This window comes from Pseudomonas sp. BP6, from assembly GCF_017875935.1.
GTDB lineage: Bacteria > Pseudomonadota > Gammaproteobacteria > Pseudomonadales > Pseudomonadaceae > Aquipseudomonas > Aquipseudomonas putida_Y.
On the sequence record NZ_JAGINI010000001.1, the window covers coordinates 3,098,698 to 3,114,917 of the forward strand.

Consider the following 16,220-nt stretch of genomic DNA (forward strand, 5'->3'; position numbering starts at 1 on the left):
GTTCAGAAAGGAGCCGCCTCCTCGACCTGCACCTCGCAGTCGCGCTCGACGACAAAATCATCACGCTCTTCCACGCTGCTGCGCGCCCATCGCACCGTCACGCTAGCGTCATCATTGAACGTCAGCTGCAACTCGGGCGTCTCCCGCAGTTGGCCCATCACCTCCTCCCATTCCGCTTCACCGTCGTTATCCAGGCGGTGCACCACTACCCAACGCTGCGTCTGCGCGAGCGGGTGGTTGATCATTGACGATACCCGCAGGCTAAGCCGCTCTATTCCAGTCATTTCCTGGCGCTGTTGAGGTTCCGACTGCATGTGCCTAGACATATTCTTATCCTGATAGCTGTATATTCGTACAGTGCTCGACGAAAGCTTATCTCACCGCCAAATACAGCGTAAAGCCCCCACCGCGAAAAATTTCGCCAATAGGTAACATCCCCCAAAGCGAAATTAATTTAGCCGAAAGCTATTGATTTGATTTTAGCTGTGAGATAACTTTGTGTTCGGCCGCCATTTGCACGGCTGCTCTACCACTCAAACCCTTTCGCCAGGAGCTCCCCATGGCCGTAGATATCAGCAACCTCACCATTGCCACACCGGTAGCCGTCTCCTCAACCAATCCCGTTGCTCTGGAGCTAAACGGTGCTGAAGCGATTGCCCGCTTTCCCAGCATCGTGACGGTGCTCAGCGATGGCTCGATCCAGTTCTCAGCCCCCACCAAAGGTGCTTCGAGCAAAAGCACCCACAGGACACGCTGCGAATGGACAGAAACGCAGGACTGGACGCTGGCTAGCACCCAGAATCACTGGAATCGCCAGACCATGACGCTGACCAAGGTCAACTCGGCGCAGAAGGTGGTCATTGCCCAGATGCACGTACGCGGGGATGACGGCCCGCCGGTAAAGGTGTTCTGGAACAAGGGCAACATCACCCTGGGGTTTCGGCGAACCTTCAACCAGACCGACCCGGTGAATTCCACAGTCCTGAAGGGGGTGCCACTGGGTGCGACGTTCCACATCAGCCTTCACACCACGTCTGAAGGCGTGGTAACCGTGACGGCCGAATGCAACGGGGTAACCGCCTCGTCGGGCAATTTGCAGCTCGACAGCACCTGGGCTTCACACCTGTTCGAGTTCCACGGCGGGGTCTACAACCAGGTCGATTACACCGACGCAACACCCGCCGAGGACGGCTCGATCTGCATCATCAGCGAGCTCTTGCTCATCCACCGCTGAACGTCGATGCCCAGCCCTGCTAGCACAAGCCCTCATGGCGTCGCATGAATGCAAAAAGCCCAGCGCGGGGCTGGGCTTCTATCAGCTGGGCTGAACAGTACTTCCGCCAGCCTTTACACACTGTACTGGCAGTTACTCCAGTGGGCGCTTGTGATAACTATAACGCTCGGCATTGGATGCCCGCGATGGGTCCGGCGGGCCTGGTCTCTGCCTGCCTCGAAAGGGCCGATTATGTGCGGAATCGTCGCGATCCTCGGGCTGCTCCCTTTTACCTTCCGAGTCTTGACCGCCTGGCGGACCATTGTTTTCAGCCGGCCTGATAGCCTGCTGATCACAATCCATTCCATCCCTATCTATGGTCATACGCACCTCTCAATGCTCAGAAGCTCTGAGCTACATCAAGTGTGCGCTTACCCTGTCCAGAAAGGTTTTATATCAGATCACCGGACACGGGCGAGAACCTCAATACCGGGACCTTTCGCTACACTGCATCCCACTCAAAAACATAGCCATTGGTACAAAAATTGGTACGCGCCGGCTGTACGTCCATCCAGCACATCCCGGCAATGCAGCAGTAGCGTGGGAATCTAGCCTCAGACCGCACCGCAAGCGGCCTGAGCATCTGGCCTGTCTAATCGGGTTCAGCCAGTTTCAGCGACTTTGGCCCAATAAAACCGAGACGCTTTCGGGCGGTTTTAGACAGCTCTATTCCCCCATCCAGGCGTTCAGCCAACCAAGATCCATCCTGGTTCGTCAGCTACAGCCACCTCCCACAGTCCGCTGTCGACCCATAGCTGTCTCTCGCGAAGGGCAGCAATCGGCCAGAAGCGGACGTTTCACCCATTAACAACTTACCCAGCATAAGCCGTGGACTGAACATCGAATGCCCGTGGTGTCACCACGACCGAAGGTCGGGTGCAGGCTGGCGGAAACCTCGTGTCAGCCAGGTGAGATAGATCACGCCGAGGGTAAGCCAACAGAGTCCAATGACGATCGCGGTCGCACTCAGCTGGCTCACCAGATACAGGTTTACGCACATGCCCAGCAGTGGAAACAACAGATAACTCACAAGCCCGAGGCTCTGGCGCCGACGAGCGCGGTAGAAGTAGCAGATGACGCACAGGTTCACTGCGGTGAACCCAAGGAAGGCACCGAAGTTGATGAAGGAGGTCGCCATTTCGAGCGTGAGGTTCAAACCCAGCAGTCCGATTACGGCGGTGAACAGCAGGTTGAACACCGGAGCCTGGGTCTTCGGGCTGAGCGTGCCGAAGAATTTCTTGGGCAGTATGTCGGCCCGGCCCATGAAGTAAAGCAGGCGGCTGGTACTGAGTTGCACGATGAGGCCCGAAGCGAACCCGGAGATGATCAAACCGAGGTTCAGCCAATCCGCAAATATCTGCCCGCCCACTTCGACGGACATGAGATAAGCAGCGATCTGGGCATCTTCGAAGACGCCGCCGGGATGGACCAGTTGCATAATGTACGCCACCAACGCAAACAGCAGGCCTGCCGTTGCCATCACCAGCACCACGGCTCGCGGGATGTTGCGCTTCGCGTCGCGAGTTTCCTCGGCCATTGTTGTGACCGCATCGAAACCCAGATAGGAATAGGCCGCCACGGCCGCCGCTGCCGACACACCAAGGAAGGTGCTACTGGCGTTCCAGAGTGGCGCGGTCAGTGCCACCGGAGACTGATGGACCAGGTGGATAACGCACAACACCACAAACAGCAACACAAGGGCGATGCCCAGCCCTGTCAGCAATTTGTTTGTCCGGTCGGCAAGGCTAAGCCCAAGGACGTTCACCAGCGTGGTCAGGCCAATGTTTACCAACATCCAGCCCCAGAACGGTATGCCAGGGAATTGCACATTGAGAAAAACCGATTGTACCAACCAGGCGACCATGGGCATGAACAGATAGTCCAGCAACACGAGCCAGCCGACCAGAAACCCCAATTGACCGCCCAGCATTTGCCGGGCGTAGAAATAGGCGGATCCGGAAACGGGAAACAGCCTGGCCATCTTGGCGTAGCTCAATGCCGACAACAGCATGGCGCCGGTAGCCAGCAGGAAGGCGGTAGGCGCCGTGCCGGCGCTGCCCTGGGCTATGACACCGAAAATGACCAGCACCAGGCTAGGCGCCATGTAGGCCAGACCGAACAGCACTAACGAAGTCAGGCCGAGGCTGGCGGTCAACTTGGCGGGTTTGTCGGCCATGTCAAAGCTCCCTTTCAAGCATGAACAGAGGGACGGCGAAGAGGAGCGCCTTGCGGGCCCCGGTAGCTGCATTGATCACGGTGGTGTTCCTGTTGTTGATGAAGCAGGATGCAGCCGGTCTGGGCCGCACCCACCTTCAGGTTTCGGTCAATAGCGGTAGGAGACGAACATCTCGAATGCGCTGAAATCGTCGTTGCCGTAGGTCTCGCGGGCGGCGGCAAGGGGCTTGACCCAGCTGTAGGACACGCTGGTGTAAATACTGGCTGTCGGGGTCCATTCGACGAACACCACGTTTTCGTCGGCAAAGCGCCGATCGCTGACGGGCCCGCCGTTGAGCACCTTTTCATCCAGGCTGAACTGGTAATGAATCCCCCCCAGGTTGACGGTGGGTGACAGGTGGGTTCGCAGCGTCCACTGGCTTACGCGTTCGTTGCTGTTGAACAGCAGGTAGTTACCGACGACATCGCCAATCAACCAGGTACCCCAGTCGACATAGCCTTTGCTGAGCGGATCCCAGGCTTTCTGCTTGTTGTCGCTCGGCTCGTCGTCGCCGGAGAAGGCGGCATGGCGATAGCTCAGCAATGGCTGCAGGGGCACCGCAGAAAAGGCATAGTCTGCCTGGGCGTACCAGGCGCTGGCGTCGTAGTCGACACCGTCGCCCGCACCACGCTGGACGGCGTATTCACCGTGCAGCGTAAGGTCGTCCAGCAACGGCACCTTGCCTTGCAGCGCCCGCAGGTTGTACACCTGCATGCCCTCACGCGGGGTCAACCTGTCGGCCTTACGTGCCAGGGCGTTGACCTTCATCGCCATGGCACCCAGGGTTACCGTATCGGCCACGCCATAGTCGATATTCAGGCCGTTCATGCGAAAGTCACCCAGGTCGTCATCCGTGCGCAAGCTGAATGCCTGGGCGCTGAGCGGGCCGTGGCCATAGCCCAGCAGGGCGGAGTCGCGAAACGCTGTGCGTGGGCCAATCCAGTAAGCGGCATCGTCGAAGAGGTCGAGGTTGCCGTCCATGACGATGAAACCGGTGCCGACCTTGTAGTCCTGGCGCCCGGCGCTGAACGACCAGTCGCCGTTGCGCACGCCGCCATAGAAGGCTTCGATGGCCAGCCCATGATCGGAGCTGCGGGTGTAGCCGCCCGCGTCGCCGTCGCCAAAGGTAGCGGCCCCCACCGATGAGGCGCCGCCGAACACTTCAAGATCCGGGCCGATTTCATAGCGCAGGGTGGCGCCGGGTTTCAGGTACATCTCCTGCCAGACAGCTCGCTCGCCGGTGTTGCGGCCATTGCGCAGGTCCACGCGCCCGGCACCGAAATTGACGTTGCTGGCGCTGATGCTGGCTACGCCTGCGGCCAGTGTTGCTTCCCCTTTGATGTCACCAGCCTCGAAGGCATAGCCGGCAAAGGCGCAGGGGCTGAGTAAGGCGCCAAGCGCCGAAAGCGCCCGTACCTGGGTGATGAAGGACATGCTGAGTGCTCCCGATTTCTTCTTGTTGTAATGACAAACCCGGCACCGCGCGCGCACTTCCCCCTCCGGGGCCTGTAGGCCCGGAACGAGACGGGGGTGGTGTGCGTGGCGTCTTTCGCCCCGTTGCGGGGCGGCCCGTCAGCCCAAGCCTGGGTCTCGATGGACTTCCTGGCCTTCCAGCAGGGTGAGCAACACCTGGGTCTGGGCGATCTCGCCGGGCGCGATTTCAAACAGGTTGCGGTCAAGCACGATCAGGTCGGCGTACTTGCCTACGCTGAGGCTGCCGGTACAGTCGTCCCGCCAGGCGGCATGGGCAGCATTGATGGTGTAACCACGCAGCGCATCCTCAATGCTGATGCGGTGCTGCGGGTTGTGCACCGGGTCGTCGGGGCCTGCATCGAGCGCCTGGCGGGTGACTGCCGATTGCAGGATCTGGAACGGGTCGTAGGTGCTCACGCCCCAGTCGCTGCTCATCATGCAGGTCACGCCTTTGCGCACGAACGCACCGATGGGGAAGATCCACTGGCTGCGTTGCTCACCGAGCATGGCGTGGGCGATGGCGTCGGCTTCAGGTTGTGGCTGGGCCCACAAAGGCTGGAAATTGGCCAGGATGTCCAGGGTGGTAAAGCGGGGGATGTCGACCGGGGACACCACTTGCAGGTGGGCGAGCTGGTGACGCGAATCCCATTTGCCATTCCGTTGGCGGGCATAGTCGATCCCGTCCACGGCGGCGCGCACGGCCCCGTCGCCGATGGTGTGCACGTGCAACTGGAACTTCTCCCGGTCGAAGGCGGCGAAGTACTCGTTGACCTGTGCCTGGGTGAACATCAGTTCGGCGTTGCCACCTGTGTCGCTTCGCGGCTCCAGGAACACCGCCGTGCCACTTTCCAGCACGCCGTCGAGGAAGAACTTGGCCGAGTGCATGCTTACCCGGTCACCCTGGTAGGTGTCGCGAAGGTCCTGGAGTTCGCGAAGCTGTTCGTCCAGCGGCTTGTGCGCGAAGACCTTGGAGGTGGCACGTACGCGCAGCGTCAGGTCACCGCGTTCATAAGACGCCTGGTAGTTCTTCATGTAGTTGCGGCTGACCATGGCGTCCAGCACGCCAGTGATACCCCGACGGTTGAATTCCTTGCTGTAGTGCTGCATGGCCTCCAGGTATTCGTCGTCCGTGTACCCGGGTGCGATACGGTTCATTGCCCAGATCGCATCCTCCAAGAGCCACCCCTTGGGCGTACCGTCGGCGTTGCGCACATAACTGCCGTTCTGTGGTTCAGCGCTACCCGGCTGCACACCGGCAATCTCGAAGGCTGCGCTGTTGGCCCAGCCATTGTGGTAGTCGTTGGCGAGCATCAGCGCCGGGCGACCGCCCGTCACACTGTCGAGCAGTTCCTTGGTGAGCACGTCCGGGCCGAACAGGCTCGAGGAAAAGCCGACGCCGCGAATCCAGGTCTTGTCCGGATGGCGCTCGGCGAACGCGCGGATACAGCCCAGCAGTTCATCCAGGGTGGTCGCAGTGTAGAGCGCGGCATTGTGATAGAGGTCGGCGCTGCTCAGCTGAAAGTGCACGTGGGTGTCTTGCAGGCCGGGCAGCATCAGCCGCCCCTGTGCGTTGATGCGGCGGGTATCGGCCCCGGCCATGTGTTCGATGTCTGCGTTGGCACCCACTGCGACGATGCGCCCCTGGTGCACGGCAAGGGCCTGGGCCCTGGGCAGGTCCGGGTCCATGGTATGGATGTCAGCGTGGGTGATGATCAAGTCTGCAGCGATAGTCATGTTCACTCCGGTCGTGCGGATTCTTGTTATGCCAATGGCCAGCGATGCGGCACTCAAGTACCGCTCTTTACCTTGCTCCAGAGCCGGGTACGCACACGCTCCAGTTTGAGCGGCAGCGTTTCGAGCGGGTACAGCGTTGCCATGACCTCCTTCGAGGGGTAAAACGCCGGGTTGTCGCGCAGTTGCGGATTGATGAGGGCCGTGGCGTCCTTGTTGCCATTGGGATAGCCGACATAATCGGAGCTTTTGGCAATCACTTGCGGGCGCAGCATGTAGTTGATGAAGTCATAGCCCTGCTGCGGGTGCGGTGCATCCTTGAGCAACACCATGTTTTCAAACCAGACCGGCGCGCCTTCTTTCGGAATGCTGTAGGCCAGTTTGACGCCATTGTTGGCATGGTCTGCCGTAACCTTGGCGCTGTAGACCGAGCCACCCCAGCCGACCACGGCGCAGATGTCACCATTGGCCAGGTCGGTGGTGAACTTCGAGGAATCGAAGTAGCGGATATACGGGCGGATCTTGAGCAGTAAAGCTTCAGCCTTGCGATAGTCTTCGGGGTTCTTGCTATTGGGTGGCAGCCCCAGGTAGTTCAGCGCAATAGGCACGATCTCCACGGGTGCATCCAGCATCGCAACGCCGCATTTACTGAGCTTCGCGATGTTTTCCTCTTTGAATATCAGGTCCCAGGAATTCACCGGCGCGTTCTTGCCGAGCAGTTGCGCGACCTTGGCCTGGTCATAGCCGATCCCCGTAGTGCCCCACATATACGGCACGGCATAGCGGTTGCCCGGGTCGTTGCCTTGCTGCTTTTCCAGGATTTCCGGGGCCAGGTGCGACCAGTTGTTCAGGTGATCACGATCCAGTTCCTGTATTACCCCGGCCTTGACCAAACTGGGCAACAGGTCGTCGGGTACCATCACCACGTCGTAACCGGTGCGCCCGGCCATCAACTTGCTTTGCATCACTTCGGCATTGTCGAAGGCGTCCCAGATCAGCGAGATACCCGTATCTGCCTCGAATTCCTTGGGCGTTTCCGGTGCCAGGAAGTCCGACCAGTTATACAGGTGCACACGGGCAGGCTCCGCGTATGCGGGGTTCAAGCTGGTACCAAGCAGCGCGATGAGGCCGAACTTCAGTAAACGGTGAAGCGTCATGGAAGGCTCCTGGCGGAGTGCCGGCTTGCGACCGTGCAGTCCGCAGACTGTCGCTGGATTGTTGTTATCGTTGGCGCGAGCCCAGTGGTCGTGGGCACGTGAAGCCTTGCTCAGGGAATCAACAGTTCACGCCGGCCATCGGCGTGCTCGATGCGTTCACCGGGCAACTGGAAGCGCTGGTCCGCTTGGTAGTGGTAGAGCGCACGAGCATCGGCCAGTTGGGTCATGTCCAACTCGATGACATGTCGGCACTCCTGGCGCCCACTTTCCAACAACACCTGCCCGGACGGGTCGACCACCGCACTGCCACCGGCGAAAACGGTATTGTCCTCACCGTCCCCAACTCGGTTCACGACCACGGCGAACACCTGGTTTTCCTGCGCACGGGCGGTGACCGAGGTTCGATGCACGTGACCATAGGGTTCCATGTTGCCATCGGTGACCAGGATCAACTCGGCACCCAGTGCCGCTACAGCCCGGGCGGTTTCCGGGAACTCGGTGTCGTAGCAGATCAGCAGGCCGATACGCACGCCGCGCCACTCCACGGTGCCATAACGGTCGCCGGGCAGCACCAGGCCGGGTTCGGAGACCCAGAGGTGGGTCTTGCGATAACTGAGCTGGATCCCTTCAGGGGTGATGAACAACGTCGTGTTGTAATAGTGCCCACCGTCGTTCTCGATCAGCCCCGCTACCACCGCCACCTGACGCTCACGAGCGGCCTGCTGGATCGCCAGAATGCTGGGGCTGTCCAGGGTCAAGGCCTGTTCGGCAATGTTCTGGTGGTTCAGGAAACCGGTAATCTGCGCTTCGGGAAAAACAATGATATCGACACCTGGCGCGCAGTGGGTGATGGCGTCCAGTGTACGTCGCAGATTGTAGGCGGTGTCGCCATCGCGCCCCGCCAGTTGTACAAGTTCGAGCTTCATATTCGGACCTTGGTATCGGGCTAAGTCCCGGTCAGGAAATAAGTGACTTTTGCAAAAGGTCGATGCAATTATGCGTTTTTCCAGCCCGTTTCCTATCACGTCGAGTGGTTAACCCCAGGGGGTAGATACATGACACCAACGCTCCAGGACATGGCCTGGCATCGCGCTGCCGGCCACGTGATCGAACACCTGGACAAGGCGGATTTCTGGCAAACCCTGAGCCGTCTGATAGGCGAATATGTGCCGATAGATAACTGGGCGGCGCTGCTGTTCAGCGACGGTTGCCCGTTTGCATTCGCTGAAAGCCCGTATGAAGGAGAGGGCCCCGACCCGCTGTTCCACGACTACATCAAGGGCATGTATCTACTCGACCCTTTCTACATCGCCAACCGCGAACAACCGGCAACCGGGCTGTTCCGCCTGGCGGACGTGGCGCCAGAGCGCTTCAAGAACACCGAGTACCACGAGCGCTACTTCAACCATTACGTGAAGCAGGATGAATTGCACTACAACGTGCGACTGGATGAGGTGCGCAGCTTGTGCCTGTCGCTGGGAAGCCGGCACCTGTTCACGCCCGAGCAGGTTTCGCTGCTGGAGATGATTCGCCCGTGGGTAGTGGGCCTCATGCGCCAGCGTATGTTTTTCGAGGCCGCGATGCCTGAAAGCGCACCTCGCCAGGCACCGCGCTGGCAATCCAACCTTGAAGAGGCGATGGTGCGCCTTGGCACGCCCCTGACCGCCAGGGAACTAGATGTGATCCGCCTGATTCTCAGCGGCTGCTCGAACAAGGAGGTCGCCGGCAAGCTGGACATCTCGGTGGAGACCGTCAAGGTCCACCGCCGGCATGTCTATGCGAAGCTGAACATAAAATCGCCGCAAGAACTGTTTTCGCTATTCCACAAGGCACAGGTGGAAAGCGTTTGAGTGTGAACTAGCACTCCAAAGGTGCAGAACATATGCAGTGTCAAACAATCATCCGATGCCGGGTGATCGTTCCCATTCGTGAGCGGCTGCAATGGGTCGAATCGCGACGGTCATTCCTCGACCGTCGCTGGACGCTGTCAGACCTCCGTCTGCTCTGCCATCTCCAATGCGTCATCGACTTCAATGCCCAGGTATCGCACCGTGCTTTCAAGCTTTGTATGGCCGAGCAGGAGCTGAACTGCTCTCAGGTTCTTTGTCCTGCGATAGATCAGCGATGCCTTTGTACGTCTCATCGTGTGGGTGCCGTACATAGCAGGATCTAGCCCAATAGACTTTATCCACGCTTTGACGATTCGGGCGTACTGCCGGGTGGAGAGATGCACTGAGGCGTGTAGCCGGCTTGGGAAAAGACAATCCTCGCTGTGGAGTTGGGCTTGATGTATCCATGCCTGTAGGGCCAGCCGCGTTTGCTCTGTAATTTCAAACTGTACGGGACGTTGGGTTTTCTGCTGCATCACTATCGCCCGCGATGACACGTGCTCCCCATGAGCAACGTCGCGTACGCGAAGCTTGGTCAGATCGCAGGCTCGTAGCTTGCTATCGATGGCCAGATCGAAAAGGGCTAAATCACGAGTTTCCTCCGCGATTTGGAGCCTTACCCGAATGGCCCAGATATCTTTCAGTCGGAGCGGAGCTTTCTGCCCGACCAATTTTCCTTTGTTCCAAGGCTGATGGCTGCTGGTCGTAATGGCGTTCATGGCTTGTCCTCCATGTGAGGTAAGACAAGGATGGTCAACCCAATCCAGAGGCGCTAACCGACCCAAAGCGGTCGGCCACGGTCTATCTTTTAAGACTTGAGTCAGATTGATCGAGGCCTTGATGCATGAATTCTCTCTGGATCGCAGTGGCCATTTTTGGGTGCTTGGTTGCCGCCTCGCTTCTCATGATGCAGTGGTACCCAAAGCTGGCATCCCACCACAGAGACGAAGACACAAATACAGTGATTCGCCTGGTAGCTAACATTTTTGTGGTTATGACATCGCTGGTCTTTGGATTGATGATCAATTCTGCCAAAAATACCTTCGAGTCCATTGACGCTAACTTTCATGGGTATGCAACCAGCATGATCATATTTGATCGGACACTGCGGGGCTATGGCGAATCGGCACAAGACACCCGCAACCGACTGGTCACCTATCTTGAGCACGCTATCGAGACGCCATACCGGGGGGACGAGGCGCTGCAACATCGTAACAGCGAGGCAGCTAAATACTTGGATGACATAGGGAAATCTTTGGCTGCCATAAAGCCGCCGGACCGCTACCATGAAACTATGCTTCAGGATATTCGTCAGCAATATCATTCGCTTATCGAGCAACGCTGGAGGATCGTCGAGCAGTCAGAGGGGGCAATTCCCGGCCCACTCATTGGGATGCTGGTTGCGTGGTTGACGCTCATTTTCGCCAGTTTTGGATACCGAGCGCCACGTAATTCAATGGTGACAGGAATGTTCGTCGTTTCTTCAATGCTTATCGCGGCCTCCGTGTATCTGGTATTGGATATGGACGTACCATTTCACGGTCCTATCCAGATATCCGACGAGCCTCTGCGCAGGGCGCTCGCCGTAATGCAGCTTTAAGGAAGCAGGGCGCGCCTGTGTTCTGGATGATGTCCTCGTGGCGGACCACATCAAAGTTCGATATTGGCCGATAGCTACCCCTGGAGAATTTCTGCAATGGGTCATAGCGGCGGCTTTCAACGCGCTGTGCAGTGCATTTCCGGCTCCTGATAGCCCCACACCACGATGGCCTCGCCATGGTGCTCCCATAAACTCTCATTTTGTCCCTGGTAGCGCGCGCCGCTTGCGGCCTGTTCTAGGTACATCAGCGAGCTGCGGTCACCGAACTCGACGATGGCCGTGGGCGGCTCGGTGCGGAAGAAGCGGGCAACCACTTCCTTGGCCGGGTTGCCGTCACACTGGTAGAACACCTGGCCGGTGGTCTCGACCAGCCGGTAGCGCGCCTGCAGTTCGGCGATGCGCAGGCGGTAGCTGTCGGCGATGCAGGCGGGCTGGTCCGCGCTTTTCCAGCAATCGTTGCGGCCTTTGATCCAGCCCCGTTGCTCGGTCTTGAGCACCGGCGGATGTTCATTGCCGGCCTTCTGCTGCGCGGCTGTGTAGACCTCGGCCATTTTCCGGTCCAGTGCCGAGAGCGGCTCGCTCTGGCAGATCTGTTGTTCGATGCTGCCGGCCTCGACCTGAGTGCAGTTGAAGGCAGGTACCGCAGCTTGGGTGTGCGACAGAGGCAGGGTGAGCAGCAGGGGAAGCCAGTGCTTCATGGGAACCACCATTAGCGATTCAGAATACTGGGCTCAGTCTAGCTCTGCGCTGAATGGCGTGGCCGGTGGCCTAGCTTTTCGGCGGCTAATGACTGCTGTTGGCCGTTAGCCGTCCTTTTTTAAAGGCAGATGTAAGTCGAATGCAGCCACTCATTGCTTGAGCGCAAACAAGTCCTCTGCCAACTCACCGGGTTGCCGCAAGTCCATCAGCAGCACCTCTGCCTTGCTGTACCGAAAGCCGGGCCTGAAGATACGGTCGACCGCCTCTGAGGCAAATCGGGTCATCAGCAGCGTGTCGCAGGGTGGGTATGCGCACAGGCGAGATTATGTCGCTGCGCTGGGATGAGGTCGACGTCGAGAAAAAGACGGCTCACATCTGCCGGATCGTGGTTGAAAAGCAGGCAGTCGAGCGGACCAAGACGAAATACACCCCCACCGTAATGTTGAACAGCCGGGCTCTTGGCGCACTGGCAAGGGCCAGAGAGATCGCGCAATACCGCTCGAAGCAGAAGCGCCGCGTCTCGACGGAGTCGCCATTCATCTTCCAGCCTTCTGGCTCGTCACCACGAATCCAGCGTTCATTGCTGGGCAGCTTGGGCGTTCGGTGCAGGTGCTTCTCTCGACCTACGCCAAGTGGTTGAATTCTGCCAACGATTGGACGGAACTGGCGAAGCTGGAAAAGAACGTAATGGGTACAGGATTAAATATCGTTCACCTTGCGCCCTTTAGTCATAAGGCATTCGACAGCAATTCAGCCATACTCCAGAATGCATCGGTTTTAGGGGGAAAACCCTTGCACAGCCAACGACATACAAACTTTTAGTGAGCCTCAACGTGAAAACTTCCCTGTCTATCCTCAGCCTGCTGCTGTTGCTCACAGGTACCGCGACCCTTCCGTCGACTGCTGCTGCACAACCCCCGGCCCAGGTTCAACGTGACCCATCCAAACTGCATCTGGCTTCAGGCAGCGCCCTGCTGATCGACCTGAACAGCAGCAAGGAGCTGTATTCAAGCCACGCCGACCGCGTGGTGCCCATCGCTTCGGTCACCAAACTGATGACGGCGATGGTGGTGCTGGATGCCAAGCTGCCCATGGATGAAATGCTCACCATGACCATCGCCAACAACCCGGAAATGAAAGGCGTGTACTCTCGCGTGCGCCTGGGCAGCCTGCTGGACCGTCGCGAAACCCTGCTGATTACCCTGATGTCGTCGGAAAACCGTGCGGCCAACAGCCTGGCCAACGCCTACCCCGGCGGTTACCCTGCGTTCATCAAGGCAATGAATGCCAAAGCCCGCAGCCTGGGAATGGCCCATACCCGCTATGTCGAGCCGACCGGCCTGTCGACGCAGAACGTCTCCACTGCCCGCGACCTGGCCAAGCTGCTGATGGCCTCGCGCAAGTATCCAATGCTGAGCGAGCTGTCGACCACCCGCGAAAAGACCGTGGCCTTCCGCAAGCCTAACTACACCCTGGGCTTCCGTAACACCGACCACCTGGTGAACAAGAGCAACTGGGACATCAAGCTGACCAAGACCGGCTTCACCAACGAAGCCGGGCACTGCCTGGTACTGCTGACCCGCATGGACAACCGGCCGGTGGCCATGGTCATTCTCGATGCCTTCGGCAAGTACACCCACTTCGCCGATGCCAGCCGCATGCGACAATGGCTGGAAACCGGTACCTCCAAGCCGGCACCGGCAGTGGCCATGCAGTACAAGGCCGAGCGGCAGAACAAGGGGCGGTTGGCGGTCGAATAACCGCCATATCCTGGAGCGTGCGGGCTTGTTCACGAAACAGACAACGCGGCGGATAGCACGGGCTTCGCCCGTGTTCGCGGGTGAACCCGCTCCTACAACGGCCTGTGTATTGTGTGTAGGAGCGGGTTTACCCGCGAATACGGTCGCGGCAGCAACGGTGAACGGCGGGTGGAGATTGGCCAGCAGGCCTGGCCCATTCGCGGGTAAACCCGCTCCTACGACGGCCTGTGCATGTGTGTAGGAGCGGGTTTACCCGCGAATACGGTCGCGCCGGCAACGGTAAACGGCGGGTGGAGATTGGCCAGCAGGCCTGGCCCATTCGCGGGTAAACCCGCGCCTACAGCGGCCTGTGCTTGTCCACTCAGGCCGTAGCGCTGACCATGCCACCCGCACTGCTGCCGCCCTCTTGCTGCAACAGCTCCAGTAACTGCGCCGTGGCTGCCATGATCTGCCCGTTGATGGTGGCAATGCTTGCCTGCTTGGCACCTATCGCTGCCGCCTTGGCAGCCTCGTCCAACTTGCTGTTCTGCAATGCAGCCAACTGTTTCTGCTCTTCTGCCAGTTGCTTCTGCAGGTCCTTGATCAGTTGACGCAGCTCGCTCACAGCCCCCGACTCGCTACTCTCTTCAGTGTCGGTGGATTGCGCCTGGCTACCCGCCGACACCTTCATGCTGTCACTGCTGATGCTCAACGGCCCCACCGCCTCACCGGCCTGTTTCGCCTGTTCGCGTTCGGTTGCTGCATTCGCGCTCAGCGTCTGCGCTGAAACGCCATTGATCATCAGGTTGCTTGCCGTGATGCCGCTCATGTCGATTCCTTGCCTGAAAGTTTGGTCCTTGCCGTAACCACTACATCGGCCGCCTCGCGCTGTTCTTTAGCCCGCTTAAATTCCTCCCCGGTTGGCTCGTTCCAACTCATGTACTTGCGCAGGAGCCGGAGCCCCGGCGGGCGTCCATATTCGACCATTCAGGAAATCGCAGCCATGAGCCAGTCCTCACAGCAGGAAACCATCAAAGACATGATCGGCGTGGGCTTCGGTCCTTCCAACCTGGCCTTGGCCATCGCCCTGGAAGAACTCGCCGAATCCCGGGGTCATGCGCTCGACGCACTGTTCATCGACAAGCAGAAAGACTACCACTGGCACGGCGAGACATTGGCTACCCAGAGCGAATTGCAGATCTCGTTCCTCAAGGACCTGGTGTCGCTGCGCACCCCGACCAGCCCGTACAGCTTCGTCAACTACCTGCACCAGAAGCAGCGCCTGGCCGACTTCATCAACCTCGGCACCTTCTATCCCTGCCGCCTGGAGTACAACGACTACCTGCGCTGGGCCGCCGAGCATTTCGCCTCCCAGGCGGTGTATGGGCAGGAGGTGTTGCGCATCGAACCGCACGTGCATGCAGGCCGGGTCGAACACCTGCGCGTGGTCACGCGTGACACGCAGGGCCGCGAATACAGCCGCCGCACCCGCTCGGTGGTGGTGGGCAGCGGTGGCACGCCGAAAATCCCGGAAAACTTCGGTGCCTTCAAGGACGACCCGCGGGTCTTCCACCACTCGCAGTACCTGAGCAGCCTGACCAAACTGCCGTGCACGGCTGGCAAACCGATGCGCATTGCCGTGATCGGCTCAGGCCAGAGCGCCGCCGAGGCGTTCATCGACCTCAACGACAGTTACCCGTCAGTCAAGGTCGACATGATTCTGCGCGGCTCGGCCCTCAAACCTGCCGACGACAGCCCTTTCGTCAACGAGATCTTCTCGCCCGACTACACCGACCTGGTCTACAACGAACCGGCCGACCAGCGCAGCAAACTGCTGGGCGAATACCACAACACCAACTATTCGGTGGTCGACCTCAACCTGATCGAGCGCATCTACGGCATCCTCTACCGGCAGAAGGTTGCCCATCAGCCCCGCCACAACGTGCTGTGCCGGCGCCAGGTGGAAGCAGTGGTGGCTACCCGCGAAGGCCTGGAACTGACCCTGCGCGACCTCGCCACCGCCCAGCAGCAAACCCACCGCTACGATGCCGTTATCCTCGCCACCGGTTACGAGCGCCGCTCACACCGTGAATTGTTGGCGCCGCTGGCCGATTACCTGGAGGACTTCAGCGTCGACCGCAACTACCGCGTACTGGCCAGCCCGGACATGCAAGCCTCGGTGTACCTGCAGGGCTTCTGCGAAAACAGCCACGGTCTGAGTGACACCCTGCTTTCGGTACTGCCGGCCCGCGCTGCGGAAATTGGCCGGGCGCTGTACCAGGACCTGGAGCAGTTGCACGAAAAGCCCCAAGCAGCCGCGGCACTGACCCGCGCCTGACTCCTCTGCAACAAGCCATCAAGGCCGGACTGATGCCTGTGCGCAGTCCGGCTTTTGCGCTTTGAAACATTTGCTTTCATTTAAACCTGCAGGTTTTCAATTCTCA

Annotated in this window: 15 protein-coding genes and 1 pseudogene; 6 read left to right on the forward strand and 10 right to left on the reverse strand. The window is 59.3% G+C overall.

The genetic code is table 11. The features are described from left to right. Positions 1–2: 2 nt before the first annotated feature. Entirely contained in the window at positions 3–326 is a 324-nt protein-coding gene (locus J3A98_RS14135) for a DUF1654 domain-containing protein (protein WP_021782105.1), read from the reverse strand. A 233-nt stretch (positions 327–559) separates the two neighbouring features. On the opposite strand from J3A98_RS14135, the gene J3A98_RS14140 reads away from it, so the two are divergent. Continuing rightward, positions 560–1,234: a polysaccharide lyase family 7 protein gene (locus J3A98_RS14140; RefSeq protein WP_209966907.1), complete on the forward strand. Its 675-nt coding sequence runs from the start codon at positions 560–562 to the stop codon at positions 1,232–1,234. Positions 1,235–2,129: 895 nt separating this feature from the next. Here the strand turns inward: J3A98_RS14140 and J3A98_RS14145 are convergent. From J3A98_RS14145 to J3A98_RS14165, 5 genes are all read right to left on the reverse strand, one after another. Beyond that, the gene (locus J3A98_RS14145; protein ID WP_209966909.1) at positions 2,130–3,449 is read right to left on the reverse strand and encodes an APC family permease; all 1,320 of its coding nucleotides are present in this window, start codon (positions 3,447–3,449) and stop codon (positions 2,130–2,132) included. Between the two features lie 147 nt (positions 3,450–3,596). Then, on the reverse strand, positions 3,597–4,922 hold the full coding sequence (locus J3A98_RS14150; protein WP_209966911.1) for an alginate export family protein: 1,326 nt from the start codon (positions 4,920–4,922) through the stop codon (positions 3,597–3,599). Positions 4,923–5,060: 138 nt separating this feature from the next. Continuing rightward, positions 5,061–6,695 carry an amidohydrolase gene (locus J3A98_RS14155; protein ID WP_209966913.1) on the reverse strand — a complete coding sequence of 545 codons (1,635 nt, stop codon included), beginning with the start codon at positions 6,693–6,695 and terminating at the stop codon, positions 5,061–5,063. A 53-nt stretch (positions 6,696–6,748) separates the two neighbouring features. Continuing rightward, a complete protein-coding gene (locus J3A98_RS14160; RefSeq protein WP_209966914.1) occupies positions 6,749–7,849 on the reverse strand; it encodes a polyamine ABC transporter substrate-binding protein in 1,101 nt (366 codons plus the stop codon). Between the two features lie 110 nt (positions 7,850–7,959). Then, the gene (locus tag J3A98_RS14165; protein ID WP_209966916.1) at positions 7,960–8,775 is read right to left on the reverse strand and encodes a carbon-nitrogen hydrolase family protein; all 816 of its coding nucleotides are present in this window, start codon (positions 8,773–8,775) and stop codon (positions 7,960–7,962) included. 129 nt (positions 8,776–8,904) lie between these two features. Between J3A98_RS14165 and J3A98_RS14170 the strand changes: the two genes are divergently transcribed. After that, complete coding sequence (locus tag J3A98_RS14170; protein WP_209966918.1) at positions 8,905–9,699, forward strand: helix-turn-helix transcriptional regulator; 795 nt, start codon at positions 8,905–8,907, stop codon at positions 9,697–9,699. 137 nt (positions 9,700–9,836) lie between these two features. On the opposite strand, the gene J3A98_RS14175 is transcribed toward J3A98_RS14170, so the two are convergent. Further along, positions 9,837–10,457 carry a tyrosine-type recombinase/integrase gene (locus J3A98_RS14175; RefSeq protein WP_209966920.1) on the reverse strand — a complete coding sequence of 207 codons (621 nt, stop codon included), beginning with the start codon at positions 10,455–10,457 and terminating at the stop codon, positions 9,837–9,839. A gap of 125 nt (positions 10,458–10,582) precedes the next feature. Between J3A98_RS14175 and J3A98_RS14180 the strand changes: the two genes are divergently transcribed. Next, positions 10,583–11,338, forward strand: coding sequence for a DUF4239 domain-containing protein (locus J3A98_RS14180; protein WP_021782109.1), 756 nt, complete (start codon positions 10,583–10,585; stop codon positions 11,336–11,338). A gap of 116 nt (positions 11,339–11,454) precedes the next feature. On the opposite strand, the gene J3A98_RS14185 is transcribed toward J3A98_RS14180, so the two are convergent. Next, the gene (locus tag J3A98_RS14185) at positions 11,455–12,036 is read right to left on the reverse strand and encodes an MliC family protein (RefSeq protein ID WP_209966922.1); all 582 of its coding nucleotides are present in this window, start codon (positions 12,034–12,036) and stop codon (positions 11,455–11,457) included. A gap of 153 nt (positions 12,037–12,189) precedes the next feature. Next, a pseudogene (locus tag J3A98_RS26950) lies at positions 12,190–12,324 on the reverse strand (DNA polymerase V subunit UmuC); the annotation flags it as partial. A 38-nt stretch (positions 12,325–12,362) separates the two neighbouring features. Between J3A98_RS26950 and J3A98_RS26955 the strand changes: the two are divergent. Both J3A98_RS26955 and pbpG read left to right on the forward strand, forming a co-directional pair. Next, complete coding sequence (locus J3A98_RS26955; RefSeq protein WP_245355041.1) at positions 12,363–12,677, forward strand: hypothetical protein; 315 nt, start codon at positions 12,363–12,365, stop codon at positions 12,675–12,677. A 193-nt stretch (positions 12,678–12,870) separates the two neighbouring features. Further along, positions 12,871–13,797: a D-alanyl-D-alanine endopeptidase gene (gene pbpG, locus J3A98_RS14195; RefSeq protein ID WP_209966925.1), complete on the forward strand. Its 927-nt coding sequence runs from the start codon at positions 12,871–12,873 to the stop codon at positions 13,795–13,797. Positions 13,798–14,158: 361 nt separating this feature from the next. Here pbpG and J3A98_RS14200 read toward each other — a convergent pair whose 3' ends face one another. Beyond that, positions 14,159–14,605 (reverse strand): hypothetical protein, encoded by a 447-nt coding sequence (locus J3A98_RS14200; protein ID WP_176682404.1) that lies wholly within the window; start codon positions 14,603–14,605, stop codon positions 14,159–14,161. Positions 14,606–14,779: 174 nt separating this feature from the next. Here J3A98_RS14200 and J3A98_RS14205 point away from each other — a divergent pair, with 174 nt between their 5' ends. Continuing rightward, the gene (locus J3A98_RS14205) at positions 14,780–16,114 is read left to right on the forward strand and encodes a SidA/IucD/PvdA family monooxygenase (protein ID WP_209966927.1); all 1,335 of its coding nucleotides are present in this window, start codon (positions 14,780–14,782) and stop codon (positions 16,112–16,114) included. The last annotated feature ends 106 nt before the right edge of the window (positions 16,115–16,220 follow it).